Source organism: Enterococcus sp. LJL51 (assembly GCF_049894025.1).
Classification (GTDB): domain Bacteria; phylum Bacillota; class Bacilli; order Lactobacillales; family Enterococcaceae; genus Enterococcus_L.
Window position 1 is genome coordinate 153,652 of sequence record NZ_JBNEQE010000005.1, and the last position, 19,595, is coordinate 173,246.

General features: G+C 40.1%; 16 protein-coding genes and 1 other annotated feature. Of the genes, 5 read left to right on the forward strand and 11 right to left on the reverse strand.

The features are described 5' to 3' along the window. Nucleotides 1-8 precede the first annotated feature (8 nt). From ACPWSO_RS07245 to ACPWSO_RS07270, 6 genes are read right to left on the reverse strand one after another with little or no spacing between them, the layout of a single operon-like run. Nucleotides 9-200 carry a 4-oxalocrotonate tautomerase gene (locus ACPWSO_RS07245; protein ID WP_426082225.1) on the reverse strand — a complete coding sequence of 64 codons (192 nt, stop codon included), beginning with the start codon at nt 198-200 and terminating at the stop codon, nt 9-11. A gap of 15 nt (nt 201-215) precedes the next feature. Further along, a complete protein-coding gene (locus ACPWSO_RS07250; protein ID WP_426082226.1) occupies nt 216-1,007 on the reverse strand; it encodes a 2-keto-4-pentenoate hydratase in 792 nt (263 codons plus the stop codon). A gap of 15 nt (nt 1,008-1,022) precedes the next feature. Next, the gene (gene dmpG, locus ACPWSO_RS07255) at nt 1,023-2,033 is read right to left on the reverse strand and encodes a 4-hydroxy-2-oxovalerate aldolase (RefSeq protein ID WP_426082227.1); all 1,011 of its coding nucleotides are present in this window, start codon (nt 2,031-2,033) and stop codon (nt 1,023-1,025) included. A 13-nt stretch (nt 2,034-2,046) separates the two neighbouring features. Continuing rightward, complete coding sequence (locus tag ACPWSO_RS07260) at nt 2,047-2,916, reverse strand: acetaldehyde dehydrogenase (acetylating) (protein WP_426082228.1); 870 nt, start codon at nt 2,914-2,916, stop codon at nt 2,047-2,049. A 16-nt stretch (nt 2,917-2,932) separates the two neighbouring features. Beyond that, nucleotides 2,933-3,706: a 2-keto-4-pentenoate hydratase gene (locus ACPWSO_RS07265; RefSeq protein WP_426082229.1), complete on the reverse strand. Its 774-nt coding sequence runs from the start codon at nt 3,704-3,706 to the stop codon at nt 2,933-2,935. A gap of 14 nt (nt 3,707-3,720) precedes the next feature. Beyond that, complete coding sequence (locus ACPWSO_RS07270) at nt 3,721-5,175, reverse strand: aldehyde dehydrogenase (RefSeq protein WP_426082230.1); 1,455 nt, start codon at nt 5,173-5,175, stop codon at nt 3,721-3,723. A 201-nt stretch (nt 5,176-5,376) separates the two neighbouring features. Here ACPWSO_RS07270 and ACPWSO_RS07275 point away from each other — a divergent pair, with 201 nt between their 5' ends. Beyond that, nucleotides 5,377-6,135: an IclR family transcriptional regulator gene (locus tag ACPWSO_RS07275; protein WP_426082231.1), complete on the forward strand. Its 759-nt coding sequence runs from the start codon at nt 5,377-5,379 to the stop codon at nt 6,133-6,135. A 166-nt stretch (nt 6,136-6,301) separates the two neighbouring features. Here the strand turns inward: ACPWSO_RS07275 and ACPWSO_RS07280 are convergent, their stop codons facing one another. After that, complete coding sequence (locus ACPWSO_RS07280; RefSeq protein ID WP_426082232.1) at nt 6,302-7,486, reverse strand: DUF6630 family protein; 1,185 nt, start codon at nt 7,484-7,486, stop codon at nt 6,302-6,304. A 183-nt stretch (nt 7,487-7,669) separates the two neighbouring features. After that, nucleotides 7,670-7,932, forward strand: a binding site (T-box leader). A gap of 363 nt (nt 7,933-8,295) precedes the next feature. Between ACPWSO_RS07280 and ACPWSO_RS07285 the strand changes: the two genes are divergently transcribed. Genes ACPWSO_RS07285 through ACPWSO_RS07295 form a run of 3 tightly spaced genes read left to right on the forward strand, consistent with a single transcriptional unit; the run spans nt 8,296 to nt 10,841 of the window. Then, a complete protein-coding gene (locus ACPWSO_RS07285) occupies nt 8,296-9,147 on the forward strand; it encodes a MetQ/NlpA family ABC transporter substrate-binding protein (RefSeq protein WP_426082233.1) in 852 nt (283 codons plus the stop codon). Nucleotides 9,148-9,156: 9 nt separating this feature from the next. After that, nucleotides 9,157-10,197 (forward strand): methionine ABC transporter ATP-binding protein, encoded by a 1,041-nt coding sequence (locus tag ACPWSO_RS07290; protein WP_426082234.1) that lies wholly within the window; start codon nt 9,157-9,159, stop codon nt 10,195-10,197. After that, nucleotides 10,182-10,841, forward strand: a complete 660-nt coding sequence (locus tag ACPWSO_RS07295) for a methionine ABC transporter permease (protein ID WP_426082235.1) — start codon at nt 10,182-10,184, stop codon at nt 10,839-10,841. Before ACPWSO_RS07290 ends, ACPWSO_RS07295 begins: the two co-directional genes overlap by 16 nt. A gap of 185 nt (nt 10,842-11,026) precedes the next feature. Here the strand turns inward: ACPWSO_RS07295 and ACPWSO_RS07300 are convergent, their stop codons facing one another. Then, nucleotides 11,027-11,962, reverse strand: coding sequence for a helix-turn-helix transcriptional regulator (locus ACPWSO_RS07300; protein WP_426082236.1), 936 nt, complete (start codon nt 11,960-11,962; stop codon nt 11,027-11,029). Between the two features lie 80 nt (nt 11,963-12,042). Between ACPWSO_RS07300 and ACPWSO_RS07305 the strand changes: the two genes are divergently transcribed. Next, the gene (locus tag ACPWSO_RS07305) at nt 12,043-14,271 is read left to right on the forward strand and encodes an ATP-binding cassette domain-containing protein (RefSeq protein WP_426082237.1); all 2,229 of its coding nucleotides are present in this window, start codon (nt 12,043-12,045) and stop codon (nt 14,269-14,271) included. A 67-nt stretch (nt 14,272-14,338) separates the two neighbouring features. Here the strand turns inward: ACPWSO_RS07305 and ACPWSO_RS07310 are convergent, their stop codons facing one another. The 3 genes from ACPWSO_RS07310 to ACPWSO_RS07320 form a co-directional block, all read right to left on the reverse strand. After that, a complete protein-coding gene (locus ACPWSO_RS07310; protein ID WP_426082239.1) occupies nt 14,339-14,638 on the reverse strand; it encodes a hypothetical protein in 300 nt (99 codons plus the stop codon). A gap of 329 nt (nt 14,639-14,967) precedes the next feature. After that, a complete protein-coding gene (locus tag ACPWSO_RS07315) occupies nt 14,968-17,505 on the reverse strand; it encodes a fibronectin type III domain-containing protein (protein ID WP_426082240.1) in 2,538 nt (845 codons plus the stop codon). A 1,097-nt stretch (nt 17,506-18,602) separates the two neighbouring features. Next, nucleotides 18,603-19,559, reverse strand: a complete 957-nt coding sequence (locus ACPWSO_RS07320; protein WP_426082242.1) for a LacI family DNA-binding transcriptional regulator — start codon at nt 19,557-19,559, stop codon at nt 18,603-18,605. Nucleotides 19,560-19,595 lie beyond the last annotated feature (36 nt).

The following is a 19,595-nucleotide window of genomic DNA, read 5'->3' on the forward strand; positions in this document are numbered from 1 at the left end:
TTTTCCTTTTATCTTTTTAGTTTTTTTGCAGACACTCCGCCAATTCCCCAGTGGGTTTTCGGCACCTCAGAAACGATTACACGAACATTTTGTTTCGGCACTTCTAAAACGCTTTCAATTGTTTCCGTTACTTCAGCGATCAGCCTCTCTATTTTTTCTTCTGACCGTCCCTCCATGATTTCAATATGAATGAGTGGCATATGCTCCCTCCTGAACTATTTCATAAATAGGCGTACTTCACCTAATGTTTCACCAAATTTAACTTCTACATAATCACCAGAAGAAACGGCAACTGCCTCTGTTAAACCGCCAGTCAAAATGGGTTCTCCCGGCTTTATAGCTTCTCCTTTTTCCGCCAGCATATTTGCCAGATAGGCAACTGATTCTGCTGGATGATTTAGAACAGCTGCACCGGCACCAACAGTCTTTACCTCACCATTAATCTGTAGGACAACCCCGATAGTTTCAAGATCTATGCCTTTTGGACTAATCAGATGAGTACCGAATACAGCACCAGCGGCAGACGTATTATCTGCAACAACATCTGTCATCGTAAAATTAAAGTTTAAATAGCGGCTGTCGATAATTTCTATTGCCGGAAAAACAGCTTCTGTTGCTTCGAGAACGGCTTCTTTTGTAACACCAGGACCCTTTAGCTCTTTTTTTAAAATAAAACCAATCTCCGGTTCTACTTTAGGATGAATATAATCCGCCATTTCCGCAGTGCCCCCATCTGGAACAACCATCGTATCAAATACATAGCCATAAATCGGATCTGAAACATTCATTTGCTGAAGCTTGGCTAGACTAGTCAGTCCCATTTTCGGCCCAACAATTTTTTCACCTCTATCCAGTCTTCGCTTGATGAGCGCTGCCTGAATCTGATATGCTTCAGCCATTGTTAATTTGGGATAAAGTTTCTCGGTAATTTTAAGAATCTCATAGTTTTCGTCTTGAGCATTTAAAACATAATCGACCAGCTCATTTCTTTTCTTGCCATCCAACAATTCTTCACCTCCGATTTATTTTTTCTCCATTAATTTTTTTGCGGTATCAATAATCATATCTTCCTGACCGCCAACAACCTTCTGCCGGCCTAACTCAATCAGGATATCCCGAGGGTCAATTCCATATTTTTCCCCTGCACGTTGTGCATGCAGCCTGAAACTGGAGTACACTCCTGCGTAGCCTAATGTTAAACTTTCTTTAGTAATTTCCTGGGGCACTTGCAGCAGCGGTGCAACAACAGCTTCGGCGGCATCCATAATTTTGTATAAATCGATACCTGTTTTAACCCCCATTTTTTCTAAAGCAGCAACCAGTACCTCTGTCTGTGTATTGCCGGCACCAGCACCTAAAGCACGAATACTGCCATCAATTCTTGTTGCTCCAGCTCGAATGGCTTCCAAGGTATTGCCCATTGCCAAGCCAAGATTGTTATGGGCATGAAAGCCGACTTCTACAGACAATGCGGATTTTAAAGCAGAAATTCGTTCATATACCTGCTGCGGCAGCAATGCTCCAGCAGAGTCGGTCATATAAACTGCTTGAGCACCATAGCTTTCCATCAGCTTAGCCTGTTCGACCAGCTTGTCGACTGGAGCCATATGCGCCATCATTAGAAAGCCAATGGTTGTCATGCCTAATTTCCGAGCCTCCTGAATATGCTGAGCTGAGACATCTGCTTCGGTTACATGGGTTGCCACTCTTACCAGAGAGGCACCGAGTGCATGTGCCCGCTTCAATTCATGAAGGGTCCCTATCCCGGGCAGCAACAGCACACCGATTTTAGAATACTCTGCGGTTTCCACTGCCGCTTGAATCAGCTTAAACTCATCAACTTTAGACAAACCATACTGTAGCGTACTGCCGCCTAAACCATCGCCATGAGACACTTCAATATATGGAACCCTGGCTTGATCCAAGGCGCGAACAACGTCTCTTACTTGTTCCTCAGTAAAACTATGCTTAACTGCGTGACTGCCGTCTCTCAAGGCAACCTCTGTGATAATTACATCTAAATCTTCATTCAAGATTATCCCTCCTTCATTGATTATTTTTGACAATTTCCTCTGCAACCTGGATAGCAGCTGAGGTCATAATATCCAAATTCCCGGCATAAGGAGGCAGAAAGTCCCCGGCACCTTCTACTTCGATAAAAACAGTGACTTCATTTCCGTCAATAATTGGCTCTGAACGTAAATGATAGCCTGGTACATATGCCTGTACCTCTCTTACTCGATCATTGATAGCTGCTGTGATAGCTGCTTCATTTACTTCACCATCTACTAATACTCGAACCGTATCACGCATAAGAATAGGCGGATCAGCCGGATTTAAGATAATGATTGCCCGGCCCTTTTCAGCTCCGCCGATTTCTTCGATGGCTTTGCTAGTAGTTTCTGTAAACTCATCAATATTTGCTCGAGTTCCCGGTCCGGCACTTTTGCTGGAAATCGTTGCCACTATTTCCCCATATTTTACAGGAGCTACCTTTCCAATTGCTGCAATAATCGGTACTGTGGCTTGTCCGCCGCAAGTAACCATATTGATGTTTTTCTCATGAATGTGTTTTTTTAAATTCACTGGAGGAATCACGAAAGGTCCTATAGCAGCTGGAGTGAGATCCAGCATCCATTTTTCCAGTTGGCCAGCAACCTCCCAATTATGAATATGAGCATTTGCAGATGTAGCATCAAACAAAATATCGGCTGATTCCGGTGCTTCTTCAGCCCATTGGTCAATTCCGCCTGTAAAAGTCTTCAACCCATGTGCTCGAGCTCTTTTCATGCCTTCTGACTGGTCATCAATTCCAATCATTACTGCAGGTTCAATCCACTCTGAACGCAGCAGCTTAATCATCAGGTCACTGCCAATATTTCCCGAACCAATAATTCCAGCTTTTAACTTCTCCATCACCTTACCTCCTTCTTTAAAAGCGCACTGCTACATTTCCCAGCTGATTGAACTTTATTTCAAAATAGTCGCCTTCCTCTGCTGGTATTGCTGCAGATAAAGCCCCGGAAAGAATCACTTCTCCTTTTTCCAGCTGGATATCATAAGCTGCTAGCTTATTGGCCAGCCATACCACTCCGTTAATCGGATTATCCAGACAGGCAGCTCCAGCTCCGGTGTTCTGCAGCTTACCGTTTTTATAAAGAGCCATACCTGTTAGCCGCAAGTTTATTTCTTTCAAAGAGAATTTTTTTGTACCTAAAACATATAGACCTGATGATGCATTATCTCCCACTGTATCCTGTAAGGTTAGCTTCCAGTCCTTAATTCGGCTGTCGACAATTTCAATGGCCGGCGTAATATAATCCGTTGCCTGAATGACATCCAATGCGGTCACTTTGGGGCCCTTCAAAGCTTCTTTTAATACGAAAGCAATTTCTCCTTCTACTCGAGGCTGAAGGACTTGTTTCGATTGAACCTTGCCCCCGTTGATAATTTCCATACTATCAAGAAGATGCCCATAGTCAGGCTCGGATACTCCTAAAGAATCCTGCATTGCCGTAGAAGTTAGACCAATCTTTTTTCCTGTAATTTTATTGCCGGCTGCGAGTTGTTTACTGATGGTTTTCAATTGAACCTGGTAAGCTTCTTCAACACTCAACTGAGGAATCAGTTCTGTCAACGGCTGAACACCACCATTTTTTTTGGAAGATGCCAAATGCTCAGATAATTGTGCTGCATTGAAAATCATTTCTCTTCCTCCCGTCATAACTTAACAGTGATATTTGTCAGCTCTGTGTAAAAATCAAAGCTGTGTGCACCACCTTCACGTCCAATTCCGCTATGCTTCATACCACCAAACGGTGTCCGTAAATCTCTTAGGAACCAAGTGTTAATCCAAACGATACCAGCCTCAATCTCTGCTGCTATCCGGTGAGCCTGTTTCAAATCCTGCGTCCACATCGTTGCTGCTAGACCATAGGTTGTATCGTTTACTTGTTTCAAAACCTCTTCTTCTGTTTCAAAAAGCAGAATGGTTATAACAGGACCAAATATCTCTTCTCTAACACAGCGTGAATCTTTATCCAAACCAACAATAATCGTTGGATCAATAAAATAACCTGGTGCGTTCGGAGTTGCTCTTCCCCCAGTTAAAAAAGTCCCTTGTTCTTCCTTAGCAATCTCTAAGTAGCTCAAAACTTTGTTGTAGTGTTCTTCACTGACAACCGAACCGACAAAGGTTTCATCTGCTAATGGATCGCCTATTTTAAGCTCCTTCGTACGTTTTACCAGTTTGTCTACAAATTCATCATAGACTCCTTTTTGTACGTAAACTCTAGAACCGCAGAGACAAACCTCACCCTGATTTAAAAAGCTGGAACGTATTGAAGTTTCCACTGCATCTTCAATATCTGCGCTGTCAAAAATGATATTGGGATTTTTCCCGCCAAGCTCAAAAGACAATTTTTTTAGTGATGGTGCAGAAGCTTTCATAATTGCTGTTCCAGTGATTGTTTCTCCAGTAAAAGCGATTGCGTCAACATCCTGACTGTCTGACAATGCTGCTCCAGCTTCGCCAAACCCATGAACCAGATTGACAACTCCCTTTGGAATACCAGCGTCCGTACATATTTCAGCAATAACCGTTGCGGTCATCGGGGTTACCTCAGACGGCTTCATTACGACTGTATTTCCGGCAGCTAAAGCCGGCGCCAGCTTCCAGGTCATCAGCAGCAGCGGCAGATTCCAAGGATTAATCAAGCCGACTACACCAACAGGTTTTCTCACTGCATAATGCAGCGCGACTTCATCCTGCTGGTAGCTTTCCTGTCCAATCGTAGTCATATAATCCGCAAAAAAATGGAAGTTGTGAGCAGCCCGCGGAATATCCAGCGTCTTAGATAGCCACAATGGTTTGCCTGTGTCCAATGTCTCCAGCATGGCCAGCTCATCAAGCCTTTCAAGAATTAAATCACCAACTTTTCTTAAAATTTTTGAACGTTCACGCATAGGCATTTTTTTCCACTCGCCATCTTTGGCTCGTTTTGCTGCGGTGATTGCCTTATCAACGTCTTCTTTACTTCCTTTTGCCACAGTTCCCAGCTTCTCTTTAGTAGCAGGATTACTATTTTCAAAAACAGCACCGTTAATCGAATCAACATATTTCCCATCAATATAATGTCGGCAGTCGATACCCGTTTGATTATTTTTTTGTGTCATTAGACGTTCCCCCTTCGTTCTTTCTTGCTCTTATCTTATGGGAAAGCAGTTAAAAGACCCAGCTCTCAGTTCCTCTATGAGCAACAAACTTTAAATTCCTTGTAATTATGTTTATAATCCAAGAAAAGATAGCGTTTTCATTTTTTTTTTTTTAAATATCTGTTCCGTATACAAGAACAAGCCAAAGGAGGAGAATTACTTATGAGCAGTGAACTACAATCTGTAAAGAATGCCTTGCTTATTCTAAAATGTTTTTCCGCTGATCAGCCAAAGCTGAGAGTCACAGAGCTCAGTGAACGGACCGGTCTAGCCAAAAGCACAGTCAGCCGCAGTTTAACTACCTTAGCTTCAGAAGGCTTTATCAAGAAAGCTTCGGACAATCAATCTTATATGCTTGGCTTATCAATTATTAACCTTGCCGGTGTAGCACTAAGCGCCATGCGCATCCAGCAAGAGGTATCTCCTGCGCTGAGCCAGCTAGTCGTACGAACAGGTGAAAGCAGTCATATCGCCATTTTAGACGGGCTGGATACTGTTTATATCCAAAAAGAAGAATCCATCACTCATACAAAAATTCAAACTCACTTAGGAAAACGAAATCCTTCCCATGCAACCAGCTCCGGTAAAATTCTACTGGCATTCCAAGAACAAAGCTTTCAGGAAAAATACTTCGATATGCCGTTAAATGCCTTTACACCACAAACGATAACCAATCCCTTTCAATTAAGAGAGGAACTGAAAAAAGTAAAAAAAGCCGGCTTTGCCTACAGTAAAGATGAATTAACAGAAGGAGTTTCTTCTTTAGCTGCTCCGGTTTGGGATTATTCCGGCTCTGTTGTAGCTTCCTTAGGAATCGTCGGAGCAACGACCCGGTTCTCTACGAAGAAAATCAGAGAGTTTGTTCCCTTAATCATTGATGCCTCAAAAGCTGCTTCTGAGAATCTAGGTTTTCGAAGATAAGAGAAAGTCTGGAAAATTATTATTTATATCCCAGACTTCTCTTTACCAATAAAAACACAGCTGTAAAAGGAGGCACTTATTTCTCCCCTTTTACAGCTGTGTTTAATTCTACATTCAATAATGAACTACGGCTGCTCACCAGCCTATTTTAAAATTTTCTATTCCTTTACCGATAGATACCTTCTTTTGGCGTAAATGCTGGTATCTCTAAATTTGTTTCATAGAGATAACCAATATAATTTCCCAACATATCATACAGGTCATCCTTAACATAGGCAAACAACGCGGAATCCTCAGCAAACATCTCCTCATCAGAAATATGCCCTTCGTGGTATTGTTCTGTCCGCTCACCGATTTCCTTTAAAGTCGTTACTGCTTCTAAAATCCTCTGCTTGTCTTTTAAAGGCACTGCAGGATCTTGTGTCAACTCTTCTCCGATAAAATCACAAAAATAGGAAAAATTGCTATCCCAGTTAATATTTCCATTATTTTGGGCTTCCCAACGCAGCTTTTCTACCTGACGCAGCAGCTCTCCATACAGATGAGTAGACTGTCCTTGGGCAGGAATATACAGCCGCCAGATTTTTTGACAAACTTTCTTGTAGCTGCCAATCGAAATTTTTGCTTCTTCTATTTGTCCAACTTTCCAGAACCAGTGCAGCCGTCGATTTAAGACTTCTACAGCCTTTCTCACCTGTTCAGCGTATTCAACTGGTAAAACAGCTAACTGGTAAGAATCGGACTCTGAATCAAGGCAGACAAGCACTAATTGGTCTGGCATTGCTTCTTTCAGCTGCTGAAAAAATTCAGGCGCCATGGCTTCCGTATCAATAATTTTAGTATGGTCTAAAGACAGGTTATATTTTTTTAAAATTTCGTCAACAAAATAGACAAAATCTTCTGCGTCTTCTTTCCAATCAATCTCAGTCAGGTAGCCGCATGCCTTTAGGACCCAGTTCAGCTTGTCCCACAGGGATGTACCATCATATTCTTCAACCAGCTCAGAAACCGTCAGTTGTTCAATAAAGCCCTGAGACAAGAATAGCTGGTAATGTTCAAAAAATGCCTGCGTATCATTCAGAGCCAGTGTCATCCCAGAAACTGCCTGTTGATTACGCTGAGTGAACCAGCCGGCTAAGTCAATATATGCCTGTTTCTGATTCTTTGCTTGTTTATCTGCAATGGCTTGAATACTTTCAGCCACTTTTGACAGTTCATGCTTTGAAAGGTCTTGAAAAATCCTAAGCTCTTTTTCTTTGCTAATTTCTGTTGTTTTTATATTAGATATTGGTTTCAAATCAATCTCAATTGGTTCTGATTTTCTTCCAAATATTCGTTTAAAAAATCTCATACCTTGCGCCCCTTTTCTTTCTTCATTTGATTTTATCATATTAAATGACGTTAAAGTACCTAATTTTTTTCTTTTTGGCAGTTTTTCAATGTTTTTTTATAGTTAAATGAGTTCTCTTCTCATTATTTTCACATCTTTTAGGTTGACAGGTCTTTTTTATTCCAGTATAGTGTTCTCAATAACAAAAATGCTTTGAAAAGAAGAGTACATACTGATGATTTTTTAAGAGAGTCCTGAATGGTGAGAAGGGATAAATGAAGCAGTTTGGAAGATGGTCTTTGAGCAAGCAGCTGCGAGTCCTTGATTAGCAGCTGACGGGAATGCCCGTTACAGCATCACAGTATCGATGACAAAAACAGGAACATCTGTACTGATTGAGGCTGTACTTCCGTAAGGAAACAGTAAATAAAGGTGGTAACACGGAGAATCTAACTCCCGTCCTTTTTCTGCATAACGTAGAAAAAGGGCGGGAGTTTTACTTTGAATCACTACGATTGCGTAAGCAGAGTAGATGATGAAAAGCATGCTGTAAATCACAATGAGTTATACGAATTGATGATGCACAGTACAAGGCGATTGCTTTGAGCGTTGTAACCTTTTCTTTACCACACCATGGAAAGGAATTTCTTGCTCAAGAATCATGGAACTACCTAAACGGTTTCATGAATTGACTGAATAGGAGCTTCTGATAGTTTGAATACAAGTTATATTGCATGTACTCCTCTTTTCCATCTTAGGGATTATTACTGGCACGAGAACTCTCTTCAGGCACATTTTTTTGTTAATAAAAAATAAAGGAGAAATGACAAATGAAAACATGGAAAAAATTAATTACAGGAATTATAGCTACGGGAATTTTATTATCTTTATCTGCCTGCGGTTCATCAGCTGCAAAGAAAGACGGAGCAGATGCTGCTAAAGAAACGGAAGAATTTGTGATTGGCGTTGCTCCTGGTCCTTACGGAGAAATGGCATCAGAGGTTATTTCTCCATTGTTAGAAAAACAAGGATTTAAGTTGACAACTAAGCAGTTCAATGACTACGTTCAGCCAAACAAAGCATTGGATACTGGACAAATCGATGGTAATCTTTTTCAGCACACTGCTTATTTAGAAAAATTTTCTTCTGATAATAATCTTTCCTTAACCGCCTTAGACAGGGTACCAACGCTAGGCATGGGAATTTATTCAAAGAAGCTTGATAGTCTAAACGATTTAAAAGATAAATCAACAGTGGCGATTGCCAGCGATGCTTCTAATCTTGCGCGTACTTTGCAGCTTTTAGAAGCCAATGACTTGATTACTTTAAACAAAGAGGTTGATGAAACAAAAGCCACTGTTAGCGACATTGCAGAAAATCCTAAAAATCTCGAATTTAAGACATTGGACGCGGCTCAGCTGGCTCGTTCACTGGATACGGTTGATTTAGCATTAGTTCCCGGAAACTTTGCCTGGGCAGCTTCTTTAGACCCTGCCGATGCACTTGCCCTTGAATCATTGAAGGAAGAATACAAAAATGTTTTTGTTGTTCGTAGTGATGAAGCCGACTCGGAATTTGGCAAAGCCGTAAAAGCAGTGTTAAGCAGTCAGGAATTCAAAGATGGCATTGCTGATTCTCCTTTCAAGGATTTTGACAAGCCAGCTAGCTGGACAGATAAGTAGGCCAGCGCTATGACAAAAATTGAAGTTAATCATTTAACGGTAGCCTTTAATCAAAAAAAGCAAACAGTCAAGGCAGTAGATGACGTTTCTTTTCAGGTGAAAAGCGGTGAAATTTTTGGAATAATTGGATTAAGCGGTGCTGGGAAAAGTACCTTAATTCGTACGCTGAACCTCCTACAGCTTCCCTCTGAAGGAACGATAAAAATCAATGGAGAAGATATCACCACACTGAATACTCAAGGTATTCGAAAAATCAGACAGAAAATTGGGATGATTTTTCAGCATTTCAATTTAATTCAAAACCGAACGATAGCTGAAAATATTGCTTTTTCATTAAAAGCTGGGGATTATCCTAAAGACAAGCAAGCAGAGAGAATTGACGAGCTGTTAAAACTTGTTGATTTAGCTGATAAAAAGCACAGCTATCCGAATAATCTTTCCGGTGGTCAAAAACAGCGGATTGGTATTGCCCGTGCATTAGCGAATGATCCGGAAATTCTCCTTTGCGATGAAGCTACCAGTGCATTGGATGTGGAAACAACGGAAGAAATATTAAAGCTTTTGGAAAAGATCAATCAGGAAATGGGGATTACAATCGTCTTTATTACCCATGAATTGGAAGTAGCCAAGCGGTTGTTTCAACGTATTGCTGTCATGGAAAACGGCAAGATAGTTGAGCAAAGCTCTACATTTGAACTTTTCGCTCAACCACAATCGGCAATTGCAAAGAAATTAGTCAGCCGCTTCTTTAATCTGACAATTCCAAATCAGTTGAAAAATACACTAAATCAAGGAACCTTGTTGGAACTTCGCTATCAGGGAACCGCTGCATTAGATCCTTTAATTTCAGAAATTTCAAAAAAATTTGATGTACTGATTGGTATTACTCATGGAAAAATCGAGTATATCCAAAACGACGTAATTGGCATTTTATTTGTTTATCTTACTGGAACAGATAGTGCCATTGCAGCTGCTGTTGCTGAAATTCAGAAGCATGTCCACAGTCTGAAAATTTTAAACGAGGAGGCGAGTTCATGGAAAGTACGCTAAGCATCTTACAGGAACATTTACCTAAAGCTCTGGCTGACACAGGCTTGATGGTTGCTGTTTCCACTGTTGTTGGCATTTTGTTTGGGACACTGATCGGTCTGCTGCTCTTTTTTACAAGCAGTCCGTTATTTGCTAAACGTCCAGTTATTAATAGTATTGCCGGCTTTTTAGTAAACGGACTTCGCTCACTACCTTTTCTGATTTTATTAGTTGTTTTAATTCCGTTTCTCGCACTGCTTTTTGGTGATCCTTATACACCATTGGGTGGAGCTGCGGCCCTATCAATCGCTGCCATCCCGTTTTTTGCACGTATCGCTGAGGGTGCATTTGCAGAAATTAATCATGGCATTCTTGAGGCTGCTGTTGCTTCCGGAGCGGGACCCGGTCTGATTATTCGGGAAGTGATTCTCCCGGAAAGCCTGCCTGCTCTCGTACGGGGAGTCGTCTTAACAATTATCAGTCTGCTTGGTTACTCAGCCATGGTCGGAACAATTGGGGCAGGCGGCATCGGCGATTTAGCAATTCAATACGGCTATTATCGCTATGAAACTCTTGTGTTAGTAATCATCATTGTCCTACTGATTATTTTCGTTCAATTGATTCAATGGCTAGGTGACCGTCTAGCGGAGCACCTGACAAAATAACCACAAACAGAAAACCATCTTTCCCCAAATAAATATGGATTGAAATCGAAACTAGAAAACGCTGAAAATCAAGGATAAATTCTGCTTGATTTTCAGCGTTTAATGCTTTTTTTAAGTTTTTAAAGAAAGCACCCATCTATAAATGGATGACCCCCTGATGGAGCGTCTTCTCTATCGACTTCTTTTCATTCTGCAGCATACTGCTCCAATATCCCTTCCAACTTTTGAACAACAAACTCAACAAGCTCTCTTGGTTCCTTAATCACTGCTTCCCTGCCAAGCATAATCAAATATTCAGCCGTATAGGGGATATCCCGCTGATCAATCGTCAATTCAAGTCTCCTGCCTTTCTCATCAGATAGTACTCCTTTAGAAAGGTATCGATTTTCTAAACAACGTTTCAGACCTATTGCCGTCAGTTCAACCAACATCTTTACCGGCTCCTTCGGTTCATATTCTTTATTCAGTTCTTTCAATGTCAAATTTGTCTGATTTTGTTCAGCAACTACCGTAACGGACTGAATCCGGTCAATCCGGTAGTGTCGCGGCTCTTTCCTCGCAGTATCAACTGCAAACAAATACCAGAACCCATTTGCTGCATAAATACCAATCGGTTCTAAAACCTTGACCGATAAAAATTGAGGTGAACGATACTTTATTTCTATCTGTTGTTTATTCATTGCTGCTGCCATCAAATCACTTAAAAAGGAATTTTCTACTACTTGTTTGGGCACTGCTAACTGGAAATGATCCTCCAAATGAAGGAGCTTATCCTGTAATTGCTTAGGAACTACCGATAAAAGCTTCTCACCAGCAGTAACTGTGTTCATTTGAAACGGAAACTCTTCATAGTTAGCCAAAGACTGTATTGCAAAATACAAGGAAATAATTTCGTTCTCCGTAAATAGAACCGGTGGTAAAACCTGATTGGCCAGCACTGTAAACCCGCCATTTCTTCCCTTCTTACTCTCCACATATAAACCTAAATCTGCTAAATCTGTGATATAACGGTAAACACTTCTTATGGATAACTGGAAGCGGTCAGCCAGTTCCTGTGCCGTAAACTCTTTCTTGTTTTGGATATACCACATCATCTCATAAATTGTCTGCTCTTTTTTCATCTTTTTCCCTCTTTATACTTTAATATGACATTTTTTGTCATATTCATTTTATATACTTATAGAGTAAAGGAGGAATGACTATGAGTCAAATTAAAATTAGAGGTGCTCGTACTAGAAATTTGAAAAATATTGATGTAACTATTGAAAAACATCAAATTAATGTCTTTGCCGGTGTGTCCGGCTCTGGAAAATCATCATTAGTGTTCAATACTATAGCAGCTGAAGCACAACGGCAGATGAATGAAACATATCCAAGCTATGTGAGAAATCGAATGCCTCATCTTCCCGTTCCGGAAGTCGATCTTATCGAAAATCTTTCACCTGCTGTGATTGTTAATCAGAAGCCAATGGGAGACAACAGCCGTTCTACAGTAGGAACAGCAACCGATATCAATCCAACCCTGCGACTTCTTTTTTCACGTTTTGGCCAGCCGTTCGTCGGTTATTCAGATGTGTTTTCTTTTAACAACCCGGCAGGAATGTGCCCCACCTGTCAAGGTATGGGTCTAACGACTACTTTTAAAGTGGAGGAATTATTGAATCCTGAACAATCTCTAAATGAAGGAGCAATCTGCTTTGATACGTTCGAGCCAGGAAGCTACCGTTGGAAACGATATGTGGATTCAGGACTTTTTGACAACAATAAAAAGATTAAAGATTTTTCTGAGGAGGAACTTGAGCTTCTGCTCTACTCACCAGAGCTGAAACCGCCCCATCCATTACCTGGCTGGTATAAATCTTCTATGTATGAGGGAATTATTCCAAGAATCAAAAAGACGTTTATCCACATTACATCGAAGCAGCAAAAAAAATACCTCCCTGAAATTCAGCGGGTGATCACTCAAACCACCTGCCCGGATTGTCACGGGTATCGCCTAAATCAAAAAACTCTTTCCTGTCAATTAAACGGCAAGAACATCGGTGAATGTCTGGACATGCAGCTGGACGAGCTGAAATTGTTTTTGGAACAGCTGCAGCCTAAAGAAACTCGGCAAGTCACAGAAAAAATAATCCAGCAGCTGGATTATTTTTGTCAGGTTGGCTTAAACTACCTTAGCTTGTCGCGTGAAACCGGCACACTTTCTGGAGGAGAATCTCAGCGGATTAAACTGATTCGTTCAATCGGCAGCAGTCTATCTGATATGCTCTATATTCTCGATGAACCTAGCACAGGTTTGCATCCACAGGATATGCAGGCCATCGGACAACTGATACATGCAATCAAAGCAAAAGAAAACACGCTGCTCTTAATTGATCATGACCCTACAATCATTGAGCTGGCTGACACTGTTTATGAGTTAGGGCCTGGAGCAGGGCTTCATGGCGGCGAGCTGATTGGCCAGGGACCTTATACAGAATGGGCCGCTCGTCAAAAACAGCAGCCCAGCTTAAAAAGAGCAAAGCGGCCTGTCAGTAAAGAGAAATACTTCTTTGCAGAAAAGATTTCAAAAAATAACGTCGTTGAGGCCTCTGTAAAACTGCCGTTAAATCGACTTTTAGCAATCACTGGTGTAGCAGGATCTGGGAAAAGCTCTTTTGCAGAAGGTTTGCGGGAAAAGTATGGTGATTTGATTTTTTACGTTAATCAAAAACGGCTGCGTACAAGCAGCCGCTCCACTATGGCATCTTATATTGGTATTTTAGATGATATCCGCAAGCTGTTCAGCAAGGAAAATAAAGTGCCCGCTGGTTTATTCAGCTTTAACGGCAAAGGAGCCTGTCCAGTTTGTAAAGGGAAAGGATATATCGAAACTGAGCTTGCTTTCCTCGAAGCTGTACGAGCTGACTGCGAGCTGTGTCACGGTACAAAATTCAAACAGGAATCTCTTACTTATTTTTACCAAAGGAAATCAATTTCACAGGTATTGAGTTTATCTATTGAAGACAGCGAATCCTTCTTCAATAATCAGGAAAAAATCAGAAAGAAAATACACTGGCTAAATGAGATTGGCTTAGGTTACCTAACGCTCGGACAAACACTAGATACTCTATCCGGCGGTGAACTTCAGCGCTTGAAGCTTGCCTGCAATTTGGACTGTTCAAACAAAATCATTATTTTGGATGAACCAACCAGTGGTTTAAGCTATAAAGATACCCAAGCTCTTTTAAATGTATTTGAAGAGCTTCTGAATAAGAACAACACCCTATATGTAATCGAACACAACACTGCCATGATTCGCTTAGCAGACTGGATGATTGAATTCGGCCCTGGCTCTGGCAAAAACGGCGGACAAATTCTCTTTGAGGGAACACCTGAATCAGCTGTAAATCACCCTCGTTCAATTACAGGGCGCTATTTATCTGACTAAACATAAAAATAAAAACACCTCGATGATTTCAGTTTTCACTGAGTCCTTCGAGGTGTTTTTTAATCTATTAAGAGTTCCAGATAAGTCTCATTTGTGTGAAGTATCCGGAAACGAATCGTTGAACAAATCTGGTTCCCTGCAGTAGTACTGGTATCATCACAAGTGCCGCTAAAGCCAGAAGCAGGGATAAGGCAAAATTGAGAATCATAAAATGCTGCAGCCCAACTATAAAAGCTCCGACTACTAAGACTGGTGATACCGCAAACATTGCTAATGAGAACCAAGCACTTGCAAGCAATACATATACCGTAAACAACGCCCAAGAAGTAAATAATACATTAAACAAAACTACACCGATTTTTTTCATTTTTAAACATCTCCGTTCGCTTTTTTTATTAGTATAACAGAGCAAACTAGAAACGTTATCCAGCTACGAACTGATTTTCCTATCAGCCTTAAGGTCCATTCCTTCTCCAATAAAAGACCTAGCGAATTAAAAAAAGGGACTGTGACATTAGTATGCCTCAGTCCCTTAAATCCGGATAAACGGTGTTTCAGAAGTAACTTCTTCGACAATAAGGCGGAAATTCGCAAAAATTTATGGAACAATTTTCGGAATTTCCGCCTTATTGCTTGAAGCTGAACACTTCTGTCACAACCTCGTCTGTTCTGCTGCCTTAGCTTTAACAGTTACAATTATTTTGTGATTGTGTATTCATCAATCACTTCGTAGCCGGCAGTTCGCACTGTAACCTTTAATGCAGAATCTGTAACCTCAACTGCAGAAAAGACTGTATTCTCAGGATAATTCTCTTTTCCTGTAATATCTTTAACATTTGGGCCCCATAAAACATCGGTCCAGTCTTTGCGGGATTCCATCTTGTACGTTTTCTTCCCACTATTTCTAGAAACCATATAGATTGTTCCATCTTCACTTGTTGAAATATTCCCGTGATCTGAAATAGTTTTATTTGGCACACTATTTTTAATTGGGTAGCTGCGAATATAGTTATGATCATGGCCAGATAGAACCAGATTGACACCTAAATCTTCCATCACAGGAACCAATTTCTTCTTAATATTTTTTGAACTCAATGAACCACTGGAAGAACTAGTCCATTTTCCGCCATAAGGACTCTTATGGAACGCCACAACGATAAATTTATCTTGTCCTTTTTCAGCAACTTCCTTTTTCATCCATTCAATCTGTTTATCCAGTTCTTTATCTGAATCATGATTTGAATTCAGGTTAAAGAATAGCGCATTTCCGTAAACATAGGAGTAGTTCAATGGGAAGCCATTGACATTATCTACACTGAAGGTATTTTGATAAAATACTTCGTTAGAAGAAGAGCTCCCTTCATGATTTCCTAATACTGGCAAGAATGCCGTTGAAGCAAACGTATTGCCTGCTGCATTGAAGAAGCTGGTGAAATTCGCTTCATTTGGTGTCTCCACCATATCTCCTGTATGAATAATAAATGGTGCTTCCGGGTACATTCCCAAGGCTTTATTCAAGGTATTGCCAAAATATGGTGCATATCCGTCTAGTGAGCTTTGAGAATCAGCCAAATGAATAAAGGTGAATGGTTCTGCTTTCTGACTCTCTGTTTTAAAGCTGAAAACATCACTATAATAGGTCGTAACTGAACCAGTCTTTGGATTTGTATAATAGTTACGCAAGCGATACTCATACTTCGTACCTGGAGTCAAACCTATCAGTTGTACCTTATTCACATTGTATTTTGTGAGGATACTTTTATTCTTAGTTGAAGTACCCGTGAATTCCATAGTATTTTCTGCTGTAAACTCTTGACCTGCTTCAACAACTTCAATCGCTGCTGAATTAAGTGTTGCATCAGATTGCCATGTAATTGAACGCGTTGTTTTCGAATCTGAACCAAAACCATTATTTACACCCAGCGGTATTAGCTGGCGGCTCTCTCTTTCCGGCGTATCCTTCCGGTTGATTTCAAATTGATCAACAACTTGTCCATTAACTGTATATGCTGTTACTTCAATTTTTTCAGCAGTTACCTGAATATTACTGTACATTTTGTAGTCAGCAGCTTTTTTTACAGTACTGCTGCTGTAGTTGCTGGCTGTCTTAATCCATTCTCGACCAGTTGCGCCATTCTTTTGCTCAGCTCCGGAAGCACCTGGTGATAGGTAGATAACGCCATCTTTATGAGCAATTTCTGTGCTTCCCGGATAATCGGAAAGTACTACACTCTTAGAAATCGGATATGAGCGAATATATGCATCATCATTCCCTTGAATCACCAGATTTACTCCAGCTTCATCAAAAGCAGCTGCCAGCTTTTTATTAGCCGAGCTTACTGTTGAAGAACTGCCGTAAATACTGTTTCCCACACTAACAATAATCCATTTACTTTGACCTTTGGTTGCAACTTCTTTTTTCAGCCAGCTAATATGATTTTCAATATCTTTTGTACCGGTCAATTGACTGTTAACATTTAGGAATAAGGCATCTCCATAAACAAATGAATAGTTGCTAGTATCATTACTAACACCAGTCAAATTATAATTAAGCTGGAAAAGCTTGTTTGCAGAACCCTTGGAAATTGTATTTGGCACCAAAGGATACTGATCAAACGTATTCTGCGCTAACCCAAAATAACCATTCCAATGCTTTTCATCGGTCAATGTACTATTGGCCTTTCCTGTATGCATAATAAATGCTGATTCAGGAAACTTGTTCACTGCCGTAGACAATGTCACACCAAAATAGTTTTGGTAAGATGAAGTACTGCGGTAATTGCCGTCTGCTGCCGCAACAAAAGAGAAGTTTGTAACTGCTCCCTTCGTTTCAAATGAATATTCTTTCGAAACAGCTCCTGTGTTTTCATCGACAACACGATAATGATACAGGGTTTGCGGCTTCAAGCCTTCCACTACAGCTTTGTGATAGCCCACTCGACTATTTGCCGTTGTCGCCGCTGCAGTCTTGCCATTGTGCCCTTTATCAAAGCTTTCCCCATCCTGATAATAATAAATAACTGTTTTCGGTTGAGGAACACTACTGGATTTCACAGCCTCTGTCTGATAATTCAAATAGGCAGTTGTACCAATATCATCTCTTAATACTTGGTTGAGATTATTGACAACCAGTTCCTGTTCCTCTGCATAACCATTGGAAGCTGTTAAACTAAATGAAAAAATAAGTGTAACAGCAAGCATTAATTTTGCCAGTTTTTCTTTATAAAACTTCATTCTCCCACACTCCTTGCCCTAATAATTTAGACTACTAACCAACTCAATTATAACATGCAAAAACTTTTTAGCTTATCAGGTTTTCAGCTGGTTTAGGAAAAAAATGAGAAAATGAACCCCTTATAGATGAAGATATATTTTTCTTTTAAAAATTTTATAGACTATATCCAAAGGCTGTTAAATATAGATTTTAAATAACAATAAATAAAATATTTTTATAGAATATTTCAACATATATTCTTTCACCGGTGTTGCAGAGATATAGTCAGAATAATCTGAAAACACCAACCTGCTGAAAATGAAAAAGGAGAATTTTTAGAATGGCTCTAAAATCAAGCTTTTTACTATACTAATCAAAGTTTTTGCTGGTTCATTTGGTTTTCTCAGATAAAGAATCAAAGGTGATTGCAGAAAACCATTTCTGAAAAGATGTTTTTACGTTATACTCATCCACGCGCTAGTCCTTTTTATTGGTCTTGGATAAGTCATCCAAGAGTAGTATAAAGGACTTTTTTGTCTATGAATAGTTATGCTTCACAAAGCGGTACAAATGCCTGAGCATCCCAACTTTTGCTTCCTTAACCAGTCTGATTTGTACTTTCTTTTCCATAACTCTCCTTCTTTCGTCCGGACACTTATTAGACATCTATCCAGACAGAAAAGTTTCAAATAAAATTTATTTTTTAGCTAAAAAGTATAATTTCTTAAAAAAAAAGTAACACGAGGATATCTCGACTGCTTTTGATAGGACATACTCATATTTTGTAATTAGCTGACTCATGCGATTGAAACTAGATAGATTATACCTATTCTTTATATGATTTTGGCAAAAAACATCTATATAACTATAAAAAAAGAATCAATAATAATTCATGCTGATGGAATCGCAAAAAAGAGTTTGGGACATAAGAAAATACCCGAACTCTTCTTTCTCTAAAATCCGAATAAACGGCGTTCCAAAAGTAGCTCTCTCGGAAATAAGTCGAACTATCTCAAAAATATGAAAAGCTATTTTCGGATAATTCGTCTTATTTCTCGGAGCTAAACACTTTTGTCTCGACCTCATCCATTTATCTGATTTGTATTTTACAGGAGAATTACGACTGACTCTTTGTAGAATCTCGGACGATTAATTCCGGTAAAAAACGCCGATAGCCTTGGCTTCCTCCATTTTCTTCAATCTTTTTAACCAGCATCTCTCCACAGACCTCACCCATTTTGACGATTGGCTGCTTAGCTGTTGTTAGTTTTGGCGAGCTCACCTGATCCAGGAAAACACCATCAAAACCGATAATCCCGTATTCTTCTGGTATTTTACCACGACTATTGGAAATTCCCCGTTCAATTCCTATTGCCAGCCGGTCTGAGCTGCAGATAAAGCAAGTATTTGGTGAAAGTGTTTCCCAATATGCTTCGATAAATAATTGACTAAGCGTCGAACGATTATTAAAACGTTCAATTCTGCCGGTTTTTCCGCTAGCCTCCATTGCTTGCAAATATCCTTGTTCCCTAGACTGTTCAAAGGATTCATTCACATCAATACCTATATAAATAATTTCATCATAGCCGCAGGCGATTGCATAATTAGTAGTCATTTCCGTACCGTAATGATTATCGCTGTCTACAAAATCAATTCCCTGACTGTTCTCGCCAAACAATACAACTGGTTTATCCAAGCTTTTAATCCAGTCAAAATCGTGGGCGCGAAAACCAGTAATGATGTATCCGTCACAGGTTCCAGTGTCAAAGCCATCCTTTGTTACCAGCTGTAATGAATAATGTGCTTTACCAACTGCTCTAGCAATCCCCATCAGCAGATTCATATAGTAAGGCTCTGTTGTATCAATCTCTTCCAAGATAAAGAGTTTAATAATCTGGGAGCGGTTTTTGACCAGTGCTTTGGCTGCAATATTTGGATGATAGTCCAGTTCCTTCATCGCTTCATAAACTAATTCCTTTAATTCTTCCGTCACTTTTTCCGGATGATTGATTACTCTGGAGACGGTCATTTTGGACACATTTGCCAGTTTAGCTACGTCAGATAGTGTGGTCACATCGTTCACCTCTTCCCAGTTGGCTAGTTACTTAGA